This window comes from Pristimantibacillus sp. PTI5 (assembly GCF_048572955.1).
GTDB lineage: Bacteria > Bacillota > Bacilli > Paenibacillales > Paenibacillaceae > Pristimantibacillus.
In genome coordinates, this window is the sequence record NZ_CP183886.1 from 768586 (window position 1) to 784386 (window position 15801).

General features: G+C 49.4%; 11 protein-coding genes and 1 pseudogene. 6 read left to right on the plus strand and 6 right to left on the minus strand.

The features are described 5' to 3' along the window. Positions 1-5 precede the first annotated feature (5 nt). The 4 genes from ACN6MW_RS03735 to ACN6MW_RS03750 all read right to left on the minus strand — a co-directional run bounded on the left by ACN6MW_RS03735 (position 6) and on the right by ACN6MW_RS03750 (position 7211). The gene (locus tag ACN6MW_RS03735) at positions 6-2909 is read right to left on the minus strand and encodes a DEAD/DEAH box helicase (RefSeq protein WP_419874281.1); all 2904 of its coding nucleotides are present in this window, start codon (positions 2907-2909) and stop codon (positions 6-8) included. After that, the gene (locus tag ACN6MW_RS03740) at positions 2906-4522 is read right to left on the minus strand and encodes an SWIM zinc finger family protein (protein ID WP_419874282.1); all 1617 of its coding nucleotides are present in this window, start codon (positions 4520-4522) and stop codon (positions 2906-2908) included. Before ACN6MW_RS03740 ends, ACN6MW_RS03735 begins: the two co-directional genes overlap by 4 nt. Positions 4523-4691: 169 nt before the next feature. Then, the gene (locus ACN6MW_RS03745) at positions 4692-6446 is read right to left on the minus strand and encodes a sensor histidine kinase (protein ID WP_419874283.1); all 1755 of its coding nucleotides are present in this window, start codon (positions 6444-6446) and stop codon (positions 4692-4694) included. A gap of 90 nt (positions 6447-6536) precedes the next feature. Then, the gene (locus ACN6MW_RS03750) at positions 6537-7211 is read right to left on the minus strand and encodes a tetratricopeptide repeat protein (protein ID WP_419874284.1); all 675 of its coding nucleotides are present in this window, start codon (positions 7209-7211) and stop codon (positions 6537-6539) included. A 243-nt stretch (positions 7212-7454) separates the two neighbouring features. On the opposite strand from ACN6MW_RS03750, the pseudogene ACN6MW_RS03755 reads away from it, so the two are divergent. From ACN6MW_RS03755 to ptsP, 6 genes and pseudogenes are all read left to right on the plus strand, one after another. Further along, a pseudogene (locus ACN6MW_RS03755) lies at positions 7455-9002 on the plus strand (catalase); the annotation flags it as partial. A gap of 264 nt (positions 9003-9266) precedes the next feature. Continuing rightward, the gene (locus ACN6MW_RS03760) at positions 9267-9827 is read left to right on the plus strand and encodes a PRD domain-containing protein (protein WP_419874285.1); all 561 of its coding nucleotides are present in this window, start codon (positions 9267-9269) and stop codon (positions 9825-9827) included. A 12-nt stretch (positions 9828-9839) separates the two neighbouring features. Further along, positions 9840-10340 carry a PTS sugar transporter subunit IIA gene (locus ACN6MW_RS03765; RefSeq protein ID WP_364153618.1) on the plus strand — a complete coding sequence of 167 codons (501 nt, stop codon included), beginning with the start codon at positions 9840-9842 and terminating at the stop codon, positions 10338-10340. A gap of 33 nt (positions 10341-10373) precedes the next feature. Continuing rightward, positions 10374-11825: an N-acetylglucosamine-specific PTS transporter subunit IIBC gene (nagE, locus tag ACN6MW_RS03770; protein WP_419874286.1), complete on the plus strand. Its 1452-nt coding sequence runs from the start codon at positions 10374-10376 to the stop codon at positions 11823-11825. A 28-nt stretch (positions 11826-11853) separates the two neighbouring features. After that, on the plus strand, positions 11854-12129 hold the full coding sequence (locus tag ACN6MW_RS03775; protein WP_419874287.1) for an HPr family phosphocarrier protein: 276 nt from the start codon (positions 11854-11856) through the stop codon (positions 12127-12129). Positions 12130-12132: 3 nt separating this feature from the next. Next, entirely contained in the window at positions 12133-13863 is a 1731-nt protein-coding gene (gene ptsP, locus ACN6MW_RS03780; protein ID WP_419876267.1) for a phosphoenolpyruvate--protein phosphotransferase, read from the plus strand. A gap of 110 nt (positions 13864-13973) precedes the next feature. On the opposite strand, the gene ACN6MW_RS03785 is transcribed toward ptsP, so the two are convergent. Both ACN6MW_RS03785 and ACN6MW_RS03790 read right to left on the minus strand, forming a co-directional pair. Then, on the minus strand, positions 13974-14297 hold the full coding sequence (locus ACN6MW_RS03785; RefSeq protein WP_419874288.1) for a hypothetical protein: 324 nt from the start codon (positions 14295-14297) through the stop codon (positions 13974-13976). 124 nt (positions 14298-14421) lie between these two features. Beyond that, positions 14422-15729, minus strand: a complete 1308-nt coding sequence (locus ACN6MW_RS03790) for a GHKL domain-containing protein (protein WP_419874289.1) — start codon at positions 15727-15729, stop codon at positions 14422-14424. Positions 15730-15801: the final 72 nt, after the last annotated feature.

Below are 15801 nucleotides of genomic sequence, written 5' to 3' on the forward strand. Positions count from 1 at the left end.
ATCCCTCATCCCTTTAACCAGCCTTTTCGCAGTGCAAAAAGCTCTCTAAGATCATCGGTAGACATTTCGGTAATCCATTGCTCCGACTGGCCGACTACTTGATCATTCAGCGATTGTTTCCGTTCGATCATCTCGTCGATCTTCTCCTCAAGCGTGCCGAGCGTGATAAACTTATGCACCTGAACCTGCTTCGTCTGCCCGATTCGGAACGCCCGGTCGGTCGCTTGGTTTTCCACGGCGGGGTTCCACCAACGGTCGAAATGAAACACATGGTTCGCTGCCGTCAGGTTAAGCCCGGTTCCGCCCGCCTTAAGCGAAAGCACGAACGCGCAGCACGGCTCCTCGGCATTCTGGAACTGTTCGATCATTTGATCCCGCTTCGCCTTCGGAACGCCTCCATGCAAATAAGGGACAGGCAAACCAAGCTTTTCCTCAAGCAATTGCTTAAGCTGATGCCCCATGTCGATATACTGCGTAAAGATGAGGCAGCGTTCGCCTTCCGCGGCGATTTCCTCGCACATTTCCAGCAGCCGGGCTACTTTGTTTGACCGTTCGATTTCCCATAAAGCCGTTTTATCCTCATTGCCGAGCAAAGACGGATGGTCGCATAGCTGCTTTAGCTTCGTTAACGCGGCAAGAATAAGTCCTCTTCGCTGCATCGGTCCCAGCTTATCGAGATTTTCCAGAAGGTCGGCTACAAAATTCTCATACATCGCGCCCTGCTCCGCGGTCAAGGTCATATAGGTTTTTGTCTCATTCTTATCCGGCAGCGAGAGCTGGATCGAAGGATCCTTCTTGATTCTGCGCAGCATAAACGGCTTCACCCAGCGCTGCAGGCCCGCGATCATTTTCTCGTCGCGGGTTTTCTCGATCGGCGCAACGACTTCCTTCCGGAAATCGCTAATATTGCCTAAGTACCCTGGATTTATAAAATCATAGATCGACCACAGCTCCGTCAGCCTATTCTCCATCGGCGTTCCCGTCAGCGCAATGCGATGCTCTGCGGGCAGGCGCCTTATGGCCGTCGATTGCTTCGTATAGACATTCTTGATGTTTTGCGCTTCGTCAAGGCATAGCGCATCCCAATCGACCAAGCATAAATCCTCCTCGTCCAGCTGGGCGAGCGAATAAGACGTTATCACCAAATCCGAGTCCGCCACCGAATCACGGAATGACTCTCCTTTGTCCCGCTTGTTCCCGTAATGCAGCATCACGCGCAAGGACGGGGCAAACCGTTCAAGCTCTTTCTCCCAGTTCCCGATTACGGAGGTGGGGCAAATCAGCAGCGAAGGGCCGTTTTTCTGCTGCTTATATTCCTTGATATAGGCAAGGTAAGCCATAAATTGAATGGTTTTGCCTAGTCCCATATCGTCGGCGAGCACGCCGCCAAGCCCGAATTTTCTCAGAAACAAAAGCCATGATACGCCTTCATGCTGATATGGGCGGAGCTCGCCCAGAAACGAAGGCGGAATTTCGGCAGGCGGAATTTGCGAGATTTGCTGAAGCTGCGTGAGCCATGACGTTAAATGCTCGTTCAGCTCGACCTCTGCTTCCAGTTCCGAGTCCAGCTCGCCGCTGTCATCCAGCGGAATGCCTCCTCTTAAATGCATCTCCAGCACGTCCCGGAAGGAAAGTCCTTTGCGTTTGCCCATCCGTTTCAGCCATTGTTTGATTTGCGTGACATCCTGCGGGTCCAAATGAACCCATTCGCCGCCAATATGGAAGAGACGGCGGTTCTGCTCGGCAAGATGAAGAAATTCGGCCTCCGATAAATTAACATCGCCAAGAGCAAGTTTCCAATCGAATTGAACGATTTGGTCCAGTCCGAACATCGGCTGCGCCGCCGAGCCTACCGACGATTTCATTTTCGCTTTCAAACGGAGCTTGCGCGTACGAACCGTCTCCCACCAGCTAGGGAGCAGCACCGGACATCCAGCCTCCAACAGCTTAACGCTGGCATGCTCCAAAAAGCTCCAGGCTTCGTTGTCGGACAACTTATCGCGCAGCTTGCTTTCATCCGAAGGATCCTTTAGCTCCGGTAAGGCCGTTGTCCATTTCAGCTGTTCCTTTGCAAGCTTACCGCTAAGCAGCGGCAGCCACTCCTCCGGAATCGCCCGTTCATCTTCGGAGTCTGATTCCCAGCCATCCTCCCGGATGGCAGGACGGATCGGGAGCCACGGGCCTCCGTCGCGGTCCTGCAGCGCGGGCCGCAGACGCCAAACGGATGACTCTACAGGCTCAACCAGCTGAAGCGCGATACGGAACGGAAGCAAATCCTTACGAAGCCCAATGGCAATGAACCAGTCTTCCTCATCGGCCGACTTTCTTCTCAGCACAGCCTCGCCGGAGGCCGTACCAATAGCTCTCCATGCCCCCGCAGCCTGTTCGTTCTCGATGATCATTTGTTCAACGGCACCGCTAATCCAATATTCGATGCCCTTATCGCCATTTCGATGCGCTGCGGCAACGTTTCTCTCCCATTGCAGTCTATAATCCAGCTCCTGCTCAGGGATTGCCATGCGCCAGCTGCGCTGGTCGTCGCTCCAGCGATCCCAATCAGGCTCAAACCAGCTCTTAAGAAGCGCCGTTCTGACTTGCTCAGCCATCTGCATGATGACAGAAACCCGATCCGTCCAGTCTACTTGCAGCAAACGCACGGGCTGCGGCGAGGATAAATAATCGATGGCGAGAAGCGGCGGGATCTTCAGCAGCTTTCGTTCGCCAACGCTGATTTCCTCGACATCCGCCCCGTACCAGGATGCTTTGTGCCAAGCAAACAATAAAGGGCGCAGCTTTCCCTCCGCCGCATCCTTCCGATCAACGGCGCTTAATAAAACAGAGGTTCCGCTTTCGTCTTCGTTCCAAAACCCGTCTATCATCAACTTGCGCGCGCCAATGTATGTTCTCATGTCACGATTTTCCCTTTCCACAGCTCTTCCTGAAATGCTCTAAGACGCTGATGTTTACGCACGAGTGCGTCTATATATTGATCCCATCTGCCCGGATCCTTATCTGCTTTATATAATCTCTCCAGCTTCTTCAGCTGCTTGACTGCCACGCGGTAACCTTGGCGGTTACGGGTCTGAATCGACGCTTCGACCGACTGATGGTACATCGGCATTAAAGCACGCGGAGCAAGCTTTGCAATTTCGCGCAGCGCATGGGCGCCGACATCTTCTGGACGCGCGCCTACAAGCATTTGCAAATCTGCCCATTCATCGTAACGCTTCTGATCGAGCCAATGATCTGATAATTCTGAATAGGAATGGGGCAGCAATTGCGTCATGTAATCCGTCCATGTCGGTATTTCAGGGCGATCGAGATCCGCTCTGCGGCATAACGTCACGAAAGGTCCGACCGATCGGCCGTTCTTTACTTTATTCACCCGCTCAAACAAAAAGCTCATCCACTGCTCGACAAGCTCCCATTTCCCTTCTTCCATTCGCTGTGCCGCGCAAGGATACATCACCTTTTGCGCGCGCTCAAAGGTCGCCATGGAAAAATGCTCGATAGCCTGCTTATCCTGCTGATCCAAAAAGTACATAATGCCGATTGCAGTGTGCAAAAAAGCCAGGTTGACGCTTTCCGGTTCCTCGGTATTCGCCTGCCGGACCATTGCAGCAAGCTCCCCTTCAAACCAACCCCGGTTTTCAGCAAGCTTCTCGCAAAAAGCCAAGTACATGTATTCCCAATCAAAGAGCTGACGCTCGGTGCCGGAGGCCCATTGCTTTACACGTGTTATTAAAGCGTCTGCCCAAGCTTCTTCCTTTGGCTCCATCGCAGCAGGAGCAAGTTCGGAAACGAGTGTATATAAATGCTCAACCCATGGCTCAGCCATTCGGAGAAACGACATTTCGTGATAATAGCGGCTGAACGAATCAACCGTATTGATCGCCCGTTCGGCTTGCTCAAGAACAAAGATAATGGCCGTAGACCAATGCAAACGCTGCATCGGCTTCTCCCAATCCTTGGATAATCCCTTCAACGAGGATAACAAGGGTTGGAGCGCGTGGAGTGAATGCCTGCATTTCCGCCAAACCTCGCCGTGCGTCGCTTCCATCCAATCCAGCCACTCTGGCGCAGATGCCAATTCGCCCGGATCGCGGGGTGGAGACGGTACTTCGGCTGCTTGGGGCATTTCCGTCTCAGCCGGCTTATTCTTAAGCAGCGCACTCGCGGACGAAAGTCCCAGCAGGCGAAAATAAGAACGTTCCGCAAGGGTATGCCCCCCTTCCTGCTGGCTGCAATATTGAAAATAAACCGCCGCCATATGCTTGCAAAATCCTGTATAGGGACAGGTACATGAGCTGTACCGCAAATTACCTGCATCAAGGATAACGGCGTACAGATCCGATCCCTGCACAACGCCATAAAGATGATCCTGGCTGCCTTCGTTGGCGCTGTTTACTTTGCCTTCCATATAGTATTGCCAGCCCCGTTTCGTGATCGTCGTCTCGACATGGACGTTAAGCTGTTGTTCAATCAGCGCGTGCAGCTTTTCATTGAGGTGCATTACAGACATTCACCCGCTTCCTTTCCGTTCAGTTGCATTCTTACTATTATACCAAGCGGATACGGCTGGTGCCATCATTTGGAGGCAAAAGCTCAATATCCTTTGAATGGATGAATAAGGCGCGCAATAAAAAAGCCTTACCGAATGAAAGACTTCATCCGGTAAGGCATAAAAGCTTTTATAATGGCATTTTAACGATAAAGGTTAATTTACCAGCAGGCTCCGCCGTGACATAGACATCGCCTTTGTACTGTTTGGCAATCGATTTCACGATCGAAAGCCCTAACCCTTGATGATCCTGCTGCTTGGTGGAGTAGCCCGCCTCGAATATCGGCATCGCTACGGCCTCAGCCGCGTTTTCGCAAGTGTTCGTCACTGTGAATTCCAAAGAATCGCTTGTCTGCTTGCCCACTAACGTCACATGACGACGATCCTCCGCATACTTCATAACCTCATCAAAAGCATTGTCGATTAAATTTCCGAGCATACGATTGACGTCGAGCGTCCGGATGCCCATCTCCTGCATGTTCAATCCGGTAAAGGAACAGCTGAATTGAATCTTGTGGATTTCGGCCTGCGAGATCTTCGAGCGTACCAATGCGGCGATTGCCGGATTGCCGATATTGATAATATCGTTCATCAAACGGATATCGCCGGTCAATTCCTTCGTATAGGCTACGAGCTCCTGCGATTTGTTCAGCTCCGCCAAGGAATGAATGGTCTGCACATGGTTCAAGAAGTCATGCCTTTGCGCCCGGATCGACTGGAACATTTGATTGATTTCGTCTACGTAGGTTTCTTGCGTTACGCGTACGAACTTGTCGCGCGACTGTCTGTAGTAGCGCATGGCGACGACCGCAATTAGCAAGCTGAATCCCGTGACGATAATAATAATAATTCCTAAATTCAAAAACTGCGAATCCAGCTTTTCTTGAATCACATGGTAGTCGGAGGTCAGCATCAGCACATAGCTGTTCATCGGCTGGCCGTCACGGTCCGTGATATTAATGCCATTTTCATTGACGAAGGTCGGGATATACATTTTGTAAATTTCTTGGCCGTTAATATTTTCGCGGTGCGTGACAGTTTTCTTCGAAAAATAAGCTTCGCGCACCAGCTCCGTATCCTTAGCCGACTTGATCGTATAGGAGCCGTAGAAGATAGGCTCTTGCACTTTATGTCCTTGAACATTACCCTCCGGGTTTATCGTCTCTTTCCCGTCCGGGAACGTCTCCGGGTTAATGAAGGCAATTTCTTTAAGAGAATCGCTGGTTTGCACTGAATTTTCGATCATGCGGTGAACGCCCGTCGCAATCTCATATTGTTCCTGGCGCTCGTAATTCACGTAGGGATCGATCATATAATTTGTCGCGCCGTCGTAGTAATAGCCCCATTTGTTAATTTGATCCACATTCGTGGAGGATACCTCGAACGGCCCGCTCCAGAAGTTAGGCAGCGATTGGCCAAGCCAATCCACCGAAGCGTTTTTATTGTCAAACAACTGGTTGAACACCTCGTACCAAGGCTTCCAGGTTTTCGTGCTCTTGTTAACCTGACTCGGATTGGATGATTTGTACAATACGATGTCATCGGGAAGTTTCTTGAGCAGGGTAATATGGCTGAGTCCGAGCTTATCCCGCAGCTCTATTAATTGCTCTGACGTTACCTTCTCGACGTCGGGATCTAATGCATATTGAATGGCAATAGAGGCGGCTCGCAGCTCCCGTCCGATTTGATTTTGGAACTGCTCGGATCCTACGCGGGATTGCTCCAATGAAATCTGCAGCCGGTTTGCGGCATTTAGAAGCTCTTCATCAAAGGAATCCTCCAGTGTTTTTTTCGTGAGGAAATAATAAGCCGTATTATTCAATAAAACCAAAACGACGATAATACCAATGGCCGCCAGCCAAATGTTGCGTTGCATCTCATGCATCTTGCCCTTCTGTCTATTATAGCTTTCATTATGTAACATCCGACCCTAAACGACAATACAGAAAACACTAACAAATGATTGCAAACCCGACTATTTGAGCAGCTTCTTAAACAATAACCTTACGGCCCATTTACGCTCTTGGCGTTTCTTATACCGCGGAAGCATACTGTAAATACGAAGTCCTTCTTCCGTTGAGCGACGCGCTTCTTGCGCATTGCCCAGCTGCTTATAAATAGAGGCTTGTTGGTCATAAGCTTCGCAGGAGGATGAGTTAATTTCTTGGAAGGCTTGCAGATACGCGAGCGCTTGGTCTGTACGGCCATTTGCGAAATGCGCCGCAAGGCGCAAATAAGGCGCTCCGTATTTCACGCGGGGATTCAGCTCTAATGCGCGCAGCGTGCATGCCACGCCCTTTTCCTCGTCTCCGCCGTTCAAATAGCAGATACCCAAGTCGTCCCAATACTCCGCCGAATCCTCAAGCACAGGCTGCAAAGGCACAAGCCAGTGAAGGGCTTCGCTATATTTTTTGCGCTCGATTAACAAACGCGCCAGTTCATGCTTGGACGATACATCGTTCGGCGAAAGATTTATTTGCTGTCTCAGTTTTTTAATTCTCGACATTCTTTTAAGGGGTTTAAAGACACTCGGCGTCAACCCTACAAAACGACGGTCCAGTAAATACAGCAGGATAAGCATTACAAGAATGGCGACAAACGGATTGCCGATCAACCAAAACAAAAATACGAAAAGACTAAATTTTAACATCTTATCCTCCTGAACGATTAATTAAAAACGATACTATTTGTAAATAGATATGCGATTTATTGCACAAATATGGTTCGATTATACCATAATTCTATGGATTATTGATCAAAACTAGCAATTCATTACTATATCTATTATAGGAATACTAATAAGCAAACCGAGGCAAACTACGCGCTGGAAATAAAAAATTACATAAAATTTGGAGGCTTCTGCAGCATGTCATCTCATGAAACGGATAATCAGACACTCACGGACCGGCAAGGACATCCCATCTCGGACAATCAGAACATCCGGACAATCGGCAACCGCGGACCTTCGACGCTGGAGAATTATCATTTTATCGAGAAAATCTCGCATTTTGACCGTGAACGGGTCCCTGAGCGCGTTGTTCACGGCCGCGGGGCAGGCGCCCACGGCTACTTCGAAGCCTACGGCAAGCTGGGTGATGAGCCGGTTGCGAAGTATACCAGAGCCAAGCTCTTTCAGGAGCCCGGTAAACGCACACCCGTATTCGTTCGCTTCTCCAGCGTTATCCACGGCGGCCATTCTCCGGAGACGCTGCGCGATCCGCGCGGCTTTGCCACTAAATTTTACACCGAGGACGGCAATTGGGATTTGGTAGGCAATAATTTAAAAATCTTTTTCATCCGCGATGCGATGAAATTCCCTGATATGGTGCATGCGTTCAAACCTGATCCGGTTACGAATGTACAGAGCATGGAGCGCTTCTTTGATTTTGTCTCCCAATCGCCGGAGGCTACCCATATGATTACGTTCCTGTTCTCGCCCTGGGGAATTCCCGCAAATTACAGGCAGATGCAGGGCTCCGGTGTCAATACCTATAAATGGGTTAATTCCGAAGGCAAAGGAATACTCGTCAAATACCATTGGGAGCCGCTGCAGGGCATAAAAAACCTGAAGCAGCAAGAAGCGGAGCAGATCCAAGGAAAAAACTTCAACCATGCCACGCAGGATTTGTACGAGGCAATCGAACGCGGAGATTATCCGGCTTGGGAGCTTCAGGTGCAGTGGATGAGCGATGACCGGCATGACGAGCTCGATTTCGACCCGCTGGATGATACCAAGCTGTGGGATCCGGAGCTGTTCCCGATGCTGCCTGTGGGCAAAATGATTTTGAATAAAAACCCGGAAAACTACTTCGCCGAGGTGGAGCAGGCCGCGTTTGGCACCGGGGTATTAGTTGATGGGCTTGATTTCTCCGACGATAAGATGCTGCAAGGCCGCACCTTCTCGTACTCCGATACGCAGCGTCACCGCGTGGGTACGAATTATCTTCAATTGCCGATCAATGCGCCAAAAAAGAGAGTTGCCACCAATCAGCGCGACGGCCAAATGGCTTTCTATATCGATATTGCACCCGGACAAAATCCGCATATCAATTACGAGCCTTCCACGATGGGCGGATTAAAGGAAGCCGAGCGTTCGGGCGAGCCGCATGAGCCGTCTTATAATGCCAAGTTGGTTAAGGAGCCGATTGACCGTAAAAATGACTTTAAACAAGCCGGCGAAACCTACCGGAAATTCGAGCAATGGGAGCGCGACGAGCTCATCGAAAATTTAGTCGGGGCGCTTAGTACCTGCAGCAGCGTCATTCGCGAGCAAATGATTCGGCATTTTGCGGAAGCAGACAGCGAATATGGCAAAAGGGTAGCGGATGGCTTGGCCCAAGCCGATCAACGAATGAAGGATCCGGACCACGTAGGTACGAATCCGGCTAATGAAGGCATGGAGATTGCCAGCGAGCTCGGCCATTCAACCGACGGATATTAAAATACGTTGTGTGTAATTTTTCAAGCGAATATCCTCTTGACGAAAGCGCTTTAAATTTATATGATGTTAATATTCATTGGGGTGATTTAATAAATCATTTAAATGATGCCAACGATCAATCATATAATATTGGCGTGTAACTCATTTTTTTGAGGCATGAGCCAAGAAAAGATTACCTTCTAATTTTACATTAGAACGGCAGTCTCTTCTTGGCTCTTTTTTTTGCCAAATGGGCATCTTAATGTCAAAGGAGGGATTTCAAGCATGGCTCGCGCATTTCGGGTAGAACGCGCCATCGGCAACAATGTTTTATTGACGGTTGAGCCGCAAACCGGGAGAGAATACGTCATTTTGGGCAAAGGACTAGGGTTCGCGCTTAAGGCTGGCCAAACGATTGAAAGCACGGACACCCGTATCGAAAAACGTTTTCGGTTAGACGATACCGGGCAGATGAAGCAATACCATTCGTATTTGGAAGAGATCGATCCTGCCATCATTGAAATGACGGAACGGATTGCCGATTACATTAAGCAAAAAACGGGCGCCGAAGTCACTCCGAAATTTTATTTTGCTTTGCCGAGCCACATCCAGTTTGCTGTTTACCGGCTCCGTAACGGCATGGATATTGTAAATCCCTTTCTCGCAGAGACGAAAAAAAACTTTCCTTTGGAGTATGGCATTGCCGCTCAATTGGCTGAAAGGCTCAAGGCCCATTTCCAAGTGGAGATCCCGGAGGATGAAATCGGATTTCTCGCATTCCATGTCTACTCCGGCATTCACAATATACCCGTGGGGCAGCTAATTAAACAATCAGACCAACAATAGGAGGACATCATGATGCTATCCAAACTTTTCGGAAAATCAAAACAAAAAACGATCGACATTACCGCTCCGCTTTCAGGAAACGTTGTTCCTTTAAGCGCTGTGCCGGACGAGGCTTTTGCCGGCAAGCATATGGGCGACGGGCTCGCAATCGAACCGACCGAAGGCAAAGTAGCTGCTCCCTTTGACGGAACCGTTTCCCATCTCATTCATACCAACCACGCCATTATCGTAGAGCATGCATCGGGTTTGCAGCTGCTTATTCACATCGGCATTAACACGGTGGCGTTAAGCGGTGACGGCTTCATTCCCCATGTCAGCTCTGGCGACAGCTTTAAAGCAGGCGATACACTTATTACGTTCGACAGCGCCAAAATCATTGCCGCCGGCTATCCGACTATCACGCCCATTGTTGTTGCAAACGAGGATGACGTGAAGCTGCTTGAGCATATCGTTGCCGGCGGAGAGGTAACAGCCGGAAATGAAATCATACTTAAAGCGGAGATGAACGGCTAAACCCATTTTGATAAGAAAAGAGGACGATTAATTATGCTGGCCTTCCTGCAAAAAATAGGAAAAGCATTAATGCTTCCGGTTGCCGCGCTTCCCGCGGCTTCCATCCTGCTTCGTTTTGGCAATATCGATTATGTGAAGGATTTCCATATGGGCGGCGCAGGCGAATTCATTAACCAATACATCGCGCCGTTTCTTGCCGCCGGGGGCTCCGCAATCTTCGATCATTTACCGCTCATCTTTGCGGTCGGCGTAGCCATAGGCCTTGCAGGAGATGCGGTCGCCGCGCTTGCTGCGGTTATCGCATACCAAGTGCTTATTACCGTTCAGCTAAAAGTTCCGTTGGTCTTTACCGGCATTGTCGGCAAGGATGTCGTTCTTAACATGGGCGTGCTCGGCGGTATTATCGCGGGACTTATTTCCGCTTACTTATATAAACGATTCCATAACATTAAATTGCCGGATTGGCTGGGCTTCTTCAGCGGCAAACGCTTCGTGCCGATTATCACCTCGCTGATTATGGTAATTGTCGCGCTCCTGCTTGGCCTAGTTTGGGGACCTGTCCAGGCTGCATTGGATACATTCGGTCGCTGGGTCGTCGGCTTTGGCGGCATCGGCTCCTTCGTTTTCCTTACAGCGAACCGGCTGCTAATCCCTACCGGGCTGCATCATGTGATCAATTCCATCGCGTGGTTCCAGATCGGCGATTACACAGATGCAGCGGGCAAGGTCGTCCATGGCGATTTGACTCGTTTCTTCGCCGGCGACAAAACGGCTGGCATGTTCATGACCGGATTTTTCCCGATTATGATGTTTGCGCTGCCAGCCGGGGCGCTCGCGATTATCCAAACGGCCCGCAAGGAAAAACGAAAGATGGTTGCCTCCATATTTATCGGGACCGCATTCGCTTCCTTCCTAACCGGTATCACCGAGCCGCTTGAATTTGCTTTTATGTTTGCAGCTCCGTTTTTGTTTGTCATACACGCATTGTTAACCGGCTTATCCGGCTTGATCCTTTACCAGCTGGACGTTAAGCACGGCTTTGGATTCTCTGCAGGCTTTATTGATTACGCGGTCAACTATCAGCTCGCTACGAATCCGCTGCTTATCCTGCCTGTCGGGCTTGCGTTTGCTGTCGTGTACTATTTCCTGTTCCGCTTTATGATCTTGAAATTCAACATCAAGACGCCTGGACGCGAGGACGATCTTGCGGAGGATGACAGCAAAGACACAGTTAAATCGGATGCGAAAGCCGGCAGTAAAGCAGAAAACGTCCTGCAGGCACTCGGCGGTTCATCGAATATTGTAGGCTTGGACGCATGTATCACACGTCTTCGTTTAGTCGTCAAGGATGAAACCATCGTCAATGACACAAAACTCAAGGGTATGGGTGCTGCAGGCATTATCCGTCTGGGCAAAGGCGCCGTACAGGTCATATTCGGAACGCAATCCGAGCAGCTAAAAGACGAAATCAAAAAAATACTGTAAACATACAGAAAATAGGAGTGGAAATCCGATGCAAAACAGCTTTGTCATACAAAATCCATTCGGCATACACGCAAGACCTGCCCGAAAAATCGTGGAAGCTGCGAAAGCTTTCCCCGGAACCGTTACGCTGGAGAAAGAAGGCAAAAGCTTTAATGCCAAAAGCCTCGTGCATGTTATTTCAGCAGGAGCGAAGCAAGGTGACAGCATTACCGTTAACGCTGAAGGCGAACAGGCCGAAGAAGTGGTTGCAGCGATCGGCGCCATTCTTGTTTCGGTAGAACAGCATACGGAAAAGGGGCAATAAATGATGCTGCTTCAAGGAATTGCCGCTTCACCCGGCTATGCGGTCGGGGTGGCAAAAGTATTGGCAGCGAAGACTGCTCAAATTTCGAAGAAGCCGCTTGAGAACGATCAGCTGGATACCGAAATCACCCGCTTTGAAGCTGCGGTAGCCGCAACCCGCGTCGAGCTTGAGGCGATTCATGCCCAGCTGCTGGAGCAAAAAAAAGAGCATGAGGCCGAGATTTTTGAAGCGCATCTTATGCTGCTGGAGGATGAGGAGCTCATCGATCGTTCCAAAGAGCTCGTTCGAACAGAGATAATTAATATCGAGTTCGCTTTCCACAGCGTATCAGAGGAAATCGCGGAGATGATCGGCGGACTCGATGATCCTTATCTCAAGGAGCGCGCTGCCGACATCCGCGATGTGAGCCGGCGCGTCCTAAATAAACTGTTGGGCATTGCAGACGAGGATTTAAACGATGCTTCAGGCCCAATCATCCTGTTCGCAGAGGACTTGACGCCATCGGATACCGCGCAGCTGGATCCGGCAAAGGTGATTGGCTTTGCGACGCAGGCCGGCGGACGCACCTCCCATTCCGCCATCATCGCCCGGTCCATAGGCATTCCCGCGATCGTCGGCATCGGCAGCGCAATGGAAAATACCGTGAAGAACGGTCAATCCGTCATTATCGACGGCACGGATGGGAAAATTTATATCCAGCCGGATAAAGCGACGGTTGCACGGTATTTGCAATTACAGCAGGATCAGCTTGTAATAAAGAAACAGCATCAAAGCTATTTGAATCAGCCCTCCATGAGCAGCGACGGCGTTCAAGTCGAGCTGGTTGCAAATATCGGACTCGTAAAGGATGCGGAGCTCGCAGCTTCTGCCGGAGCGGAGGGGATCGGATTATTTCGCACCGAATTTCTTTATATGGATGCGGATCAGCTTCCTTCCGAGGATGTACAATTCGAGGCTTACCGCAAAGCGGCCGAAGCATTCGGCAGCGATGCCCCCATCGTCATCCGGACGATAGATATCGGCGGGGATAAAGAGATTCCTTATCTTAAACTCCCGAAGGAAGACAATCCCTTCCTCGGCTTCCGCGCGATCCGTATTTGCTTGGACCGGCCGGAAATGTTCAAGACGCAGCTACGGGCGATCCTGCGGGCCAGCGCCTTCGGCAATTTAAAAATCATGTTCCCGATGATCGCAACGCTCGGCGAATGGCGGCAAGCTAAGGCATTGCTCGGGGAAACGAAGCAAGAGCTCAGCGCGGCTGGGATAGCTTATAATCCCGGTATTGAAACCGGCATTATGATTGAAATTCCGGCAGCCGCGCTGCTTGCCGATAAATTCGCGCGGGAAGTTGATTTCTTCAGCATCGGAACAAATGATTTAGTGCAGTACACGCTTGCAGCCGACCGCATGAATCCGAAGCTCGGTTACTTGAATGACCCGCTCCACCCTGCTGTCCTACAGCTTATTGATCGCGTAATAACGGCTGCCCATGCCAACGGCAAATGGGCAGGCATGTGCGGTGAAATGGCAGGACAAAAGCATGCCCTGCCTATTCTGCTCGGTCTAGGTCTCGATGAATTCAGCATGAGCGCGAGCGCTGTTCTTCCGGCGCGTGCCCTGCTCGCCAAGCTATCTAAGCAAGATATGAAGCAGATCGCGCAGGCCGTACTCGAGCTAAGCACCGCGGAAGAAGTTCGCGCGTATATTGAGGAGCATGTGCCTGCCATAGGCTAACATGCGTAAAGGCCCGGATTCAGATCCGGGCCTTTTTTGTAGGTATGCTGAAGCAGCTTTGCTGTAATGTTACGCCGAAATGCGGCTGGCGGCCGGCTTTTATTGCGCATCTATTGTCCGTCTGCATCTGCTTCCACGGGCAGTTTCAATTTATTTTCCAATACAAAAAAATGATTAAACATACCCAGAACACGTATTTTATTGTTTTGATCGCCATCAATATAGGTTTCCGCCGTCATGTAGATCGGTATATGACGGATATGCTCCGACGAAATCATTTGATCCGACAAGCCATGTTCGTTTCTTAGGTAGTCATGATAATCCTTTGTGCTAGGCGTCGAGGACTTCGTGACAATCAGAAACAGCGCGATAACGATAAAAATGTACCTCTTCTTCCGGATAACAACCGTCCCCTTAATCCTTTCGTCTCGCAATAAGTATAAGTCCCTTGTATATTCCCCTTTGGGTTAAACTTTATATTCAAAAAGTTAATATAAATACCACTAATCGTTAAACTATCCTTCCTTAGCGGCAATTTCAATCATGCTAAAGCCGCAGTCAGATCACAATCTGCATTCGCAGCTTGCCATCCTCGTAAAGGTAATCCATTTTCCCCTTATACTTCTCGACGGTTCTATTCACGATCGAAAGTCCGTTCCCGTGTATCCCGTGACCATCGTCCTTGGTCGTGAAGCCGGATTGAAGGAACCTGCGAAGCTCGAGTTCAGATAGGACTGCCGGATTTTCAACGACAAAATGGTAGCTGCCTTTCAGCGCTTTACAGCTCACATAAATGTCGCGCGGATGCTCGCCCTCATAGGTTTCTGCTGCCTCAATCGCGTTATCGAGCAGATTCGAGAAAAGCTTAACCAAATCCATCGATGCCAACCGGTCAAACGCATGAAAATCCGTATCGTAGCTGATCCTAATATTTTTGGAATGCGCGAGCTCCCATTTACTCTTGAAGAGCACCAGCAGCATTGGATTTTTTACGCTTAAGGATAAATGCAGCGTTTTGGATTCCTCGGTCAGCTGCTTCAAATACATATGCGCTTGTTCGTACTTTCCGATGTCCATTAATCCATTTAGCACCTGAAAATGGTTCATCAAATCATGCCGGCTTGATTTGATCGTGTCTACCACCTTCCCCAGCTCGGATATGTACATCTTCTCCGATTCCTGCAAGTCCCGGTCGAGACGAACCTTGTACCATTTGTTCAAGAAAAAGACGACGGCTACCAAAACGAAAGCAAATAAGATGTCCATTCCAAAAATAAACATATTGTTCCGGATCACCTGTTTGCTGATAATCTCCAATTCCTTGGTAGAAATATCTATCCCTAAAACGCCAAGAACCTTACCGTTATCGTCAAAAAACGGAACCCCTATAGATAAGTACGACCCTGTCAGATCATCATGGATGATATCCGTATTGTATGTAGATCCCAGCTTGGCCAGACGTACCTGGGCAGCAGGGACCGTACACGGAAAACCGATTGGCACATCCTTAAAGTCCGGCGGCAACGCGGAAACCATCACCTTGGACACATCCGTATCATCGAGAAGCAAGATATACACATAGAGAGCATTTATTCGTTTATGATATTCCTCCAAGTAAAGCTTCAGCTTCTTTCGGTGACCATCATCCTCTTTGGTTAAGAGAAACTGCATATACGTCTCTTTATCCAGCCCCTCTGCGATATCTTCGGCTATTTCCGTATATTGCTTCGCTAATGTAATCTCCGCCGACTTGCTCGTGGAATGGTAGGAAAAATACAATTTGATTCCTGTCAGCACGCTTAATACCGCTATGGATATGATGATAAAATAAATCATTCTTTTTTTAGTCGATAAACGTATTTTCATCTTTGAAATATTCTCTTTTCTTCTTGGCGTTAAAAATTCTATCGGATGAATTCTTTAAAAAAATGATATAAT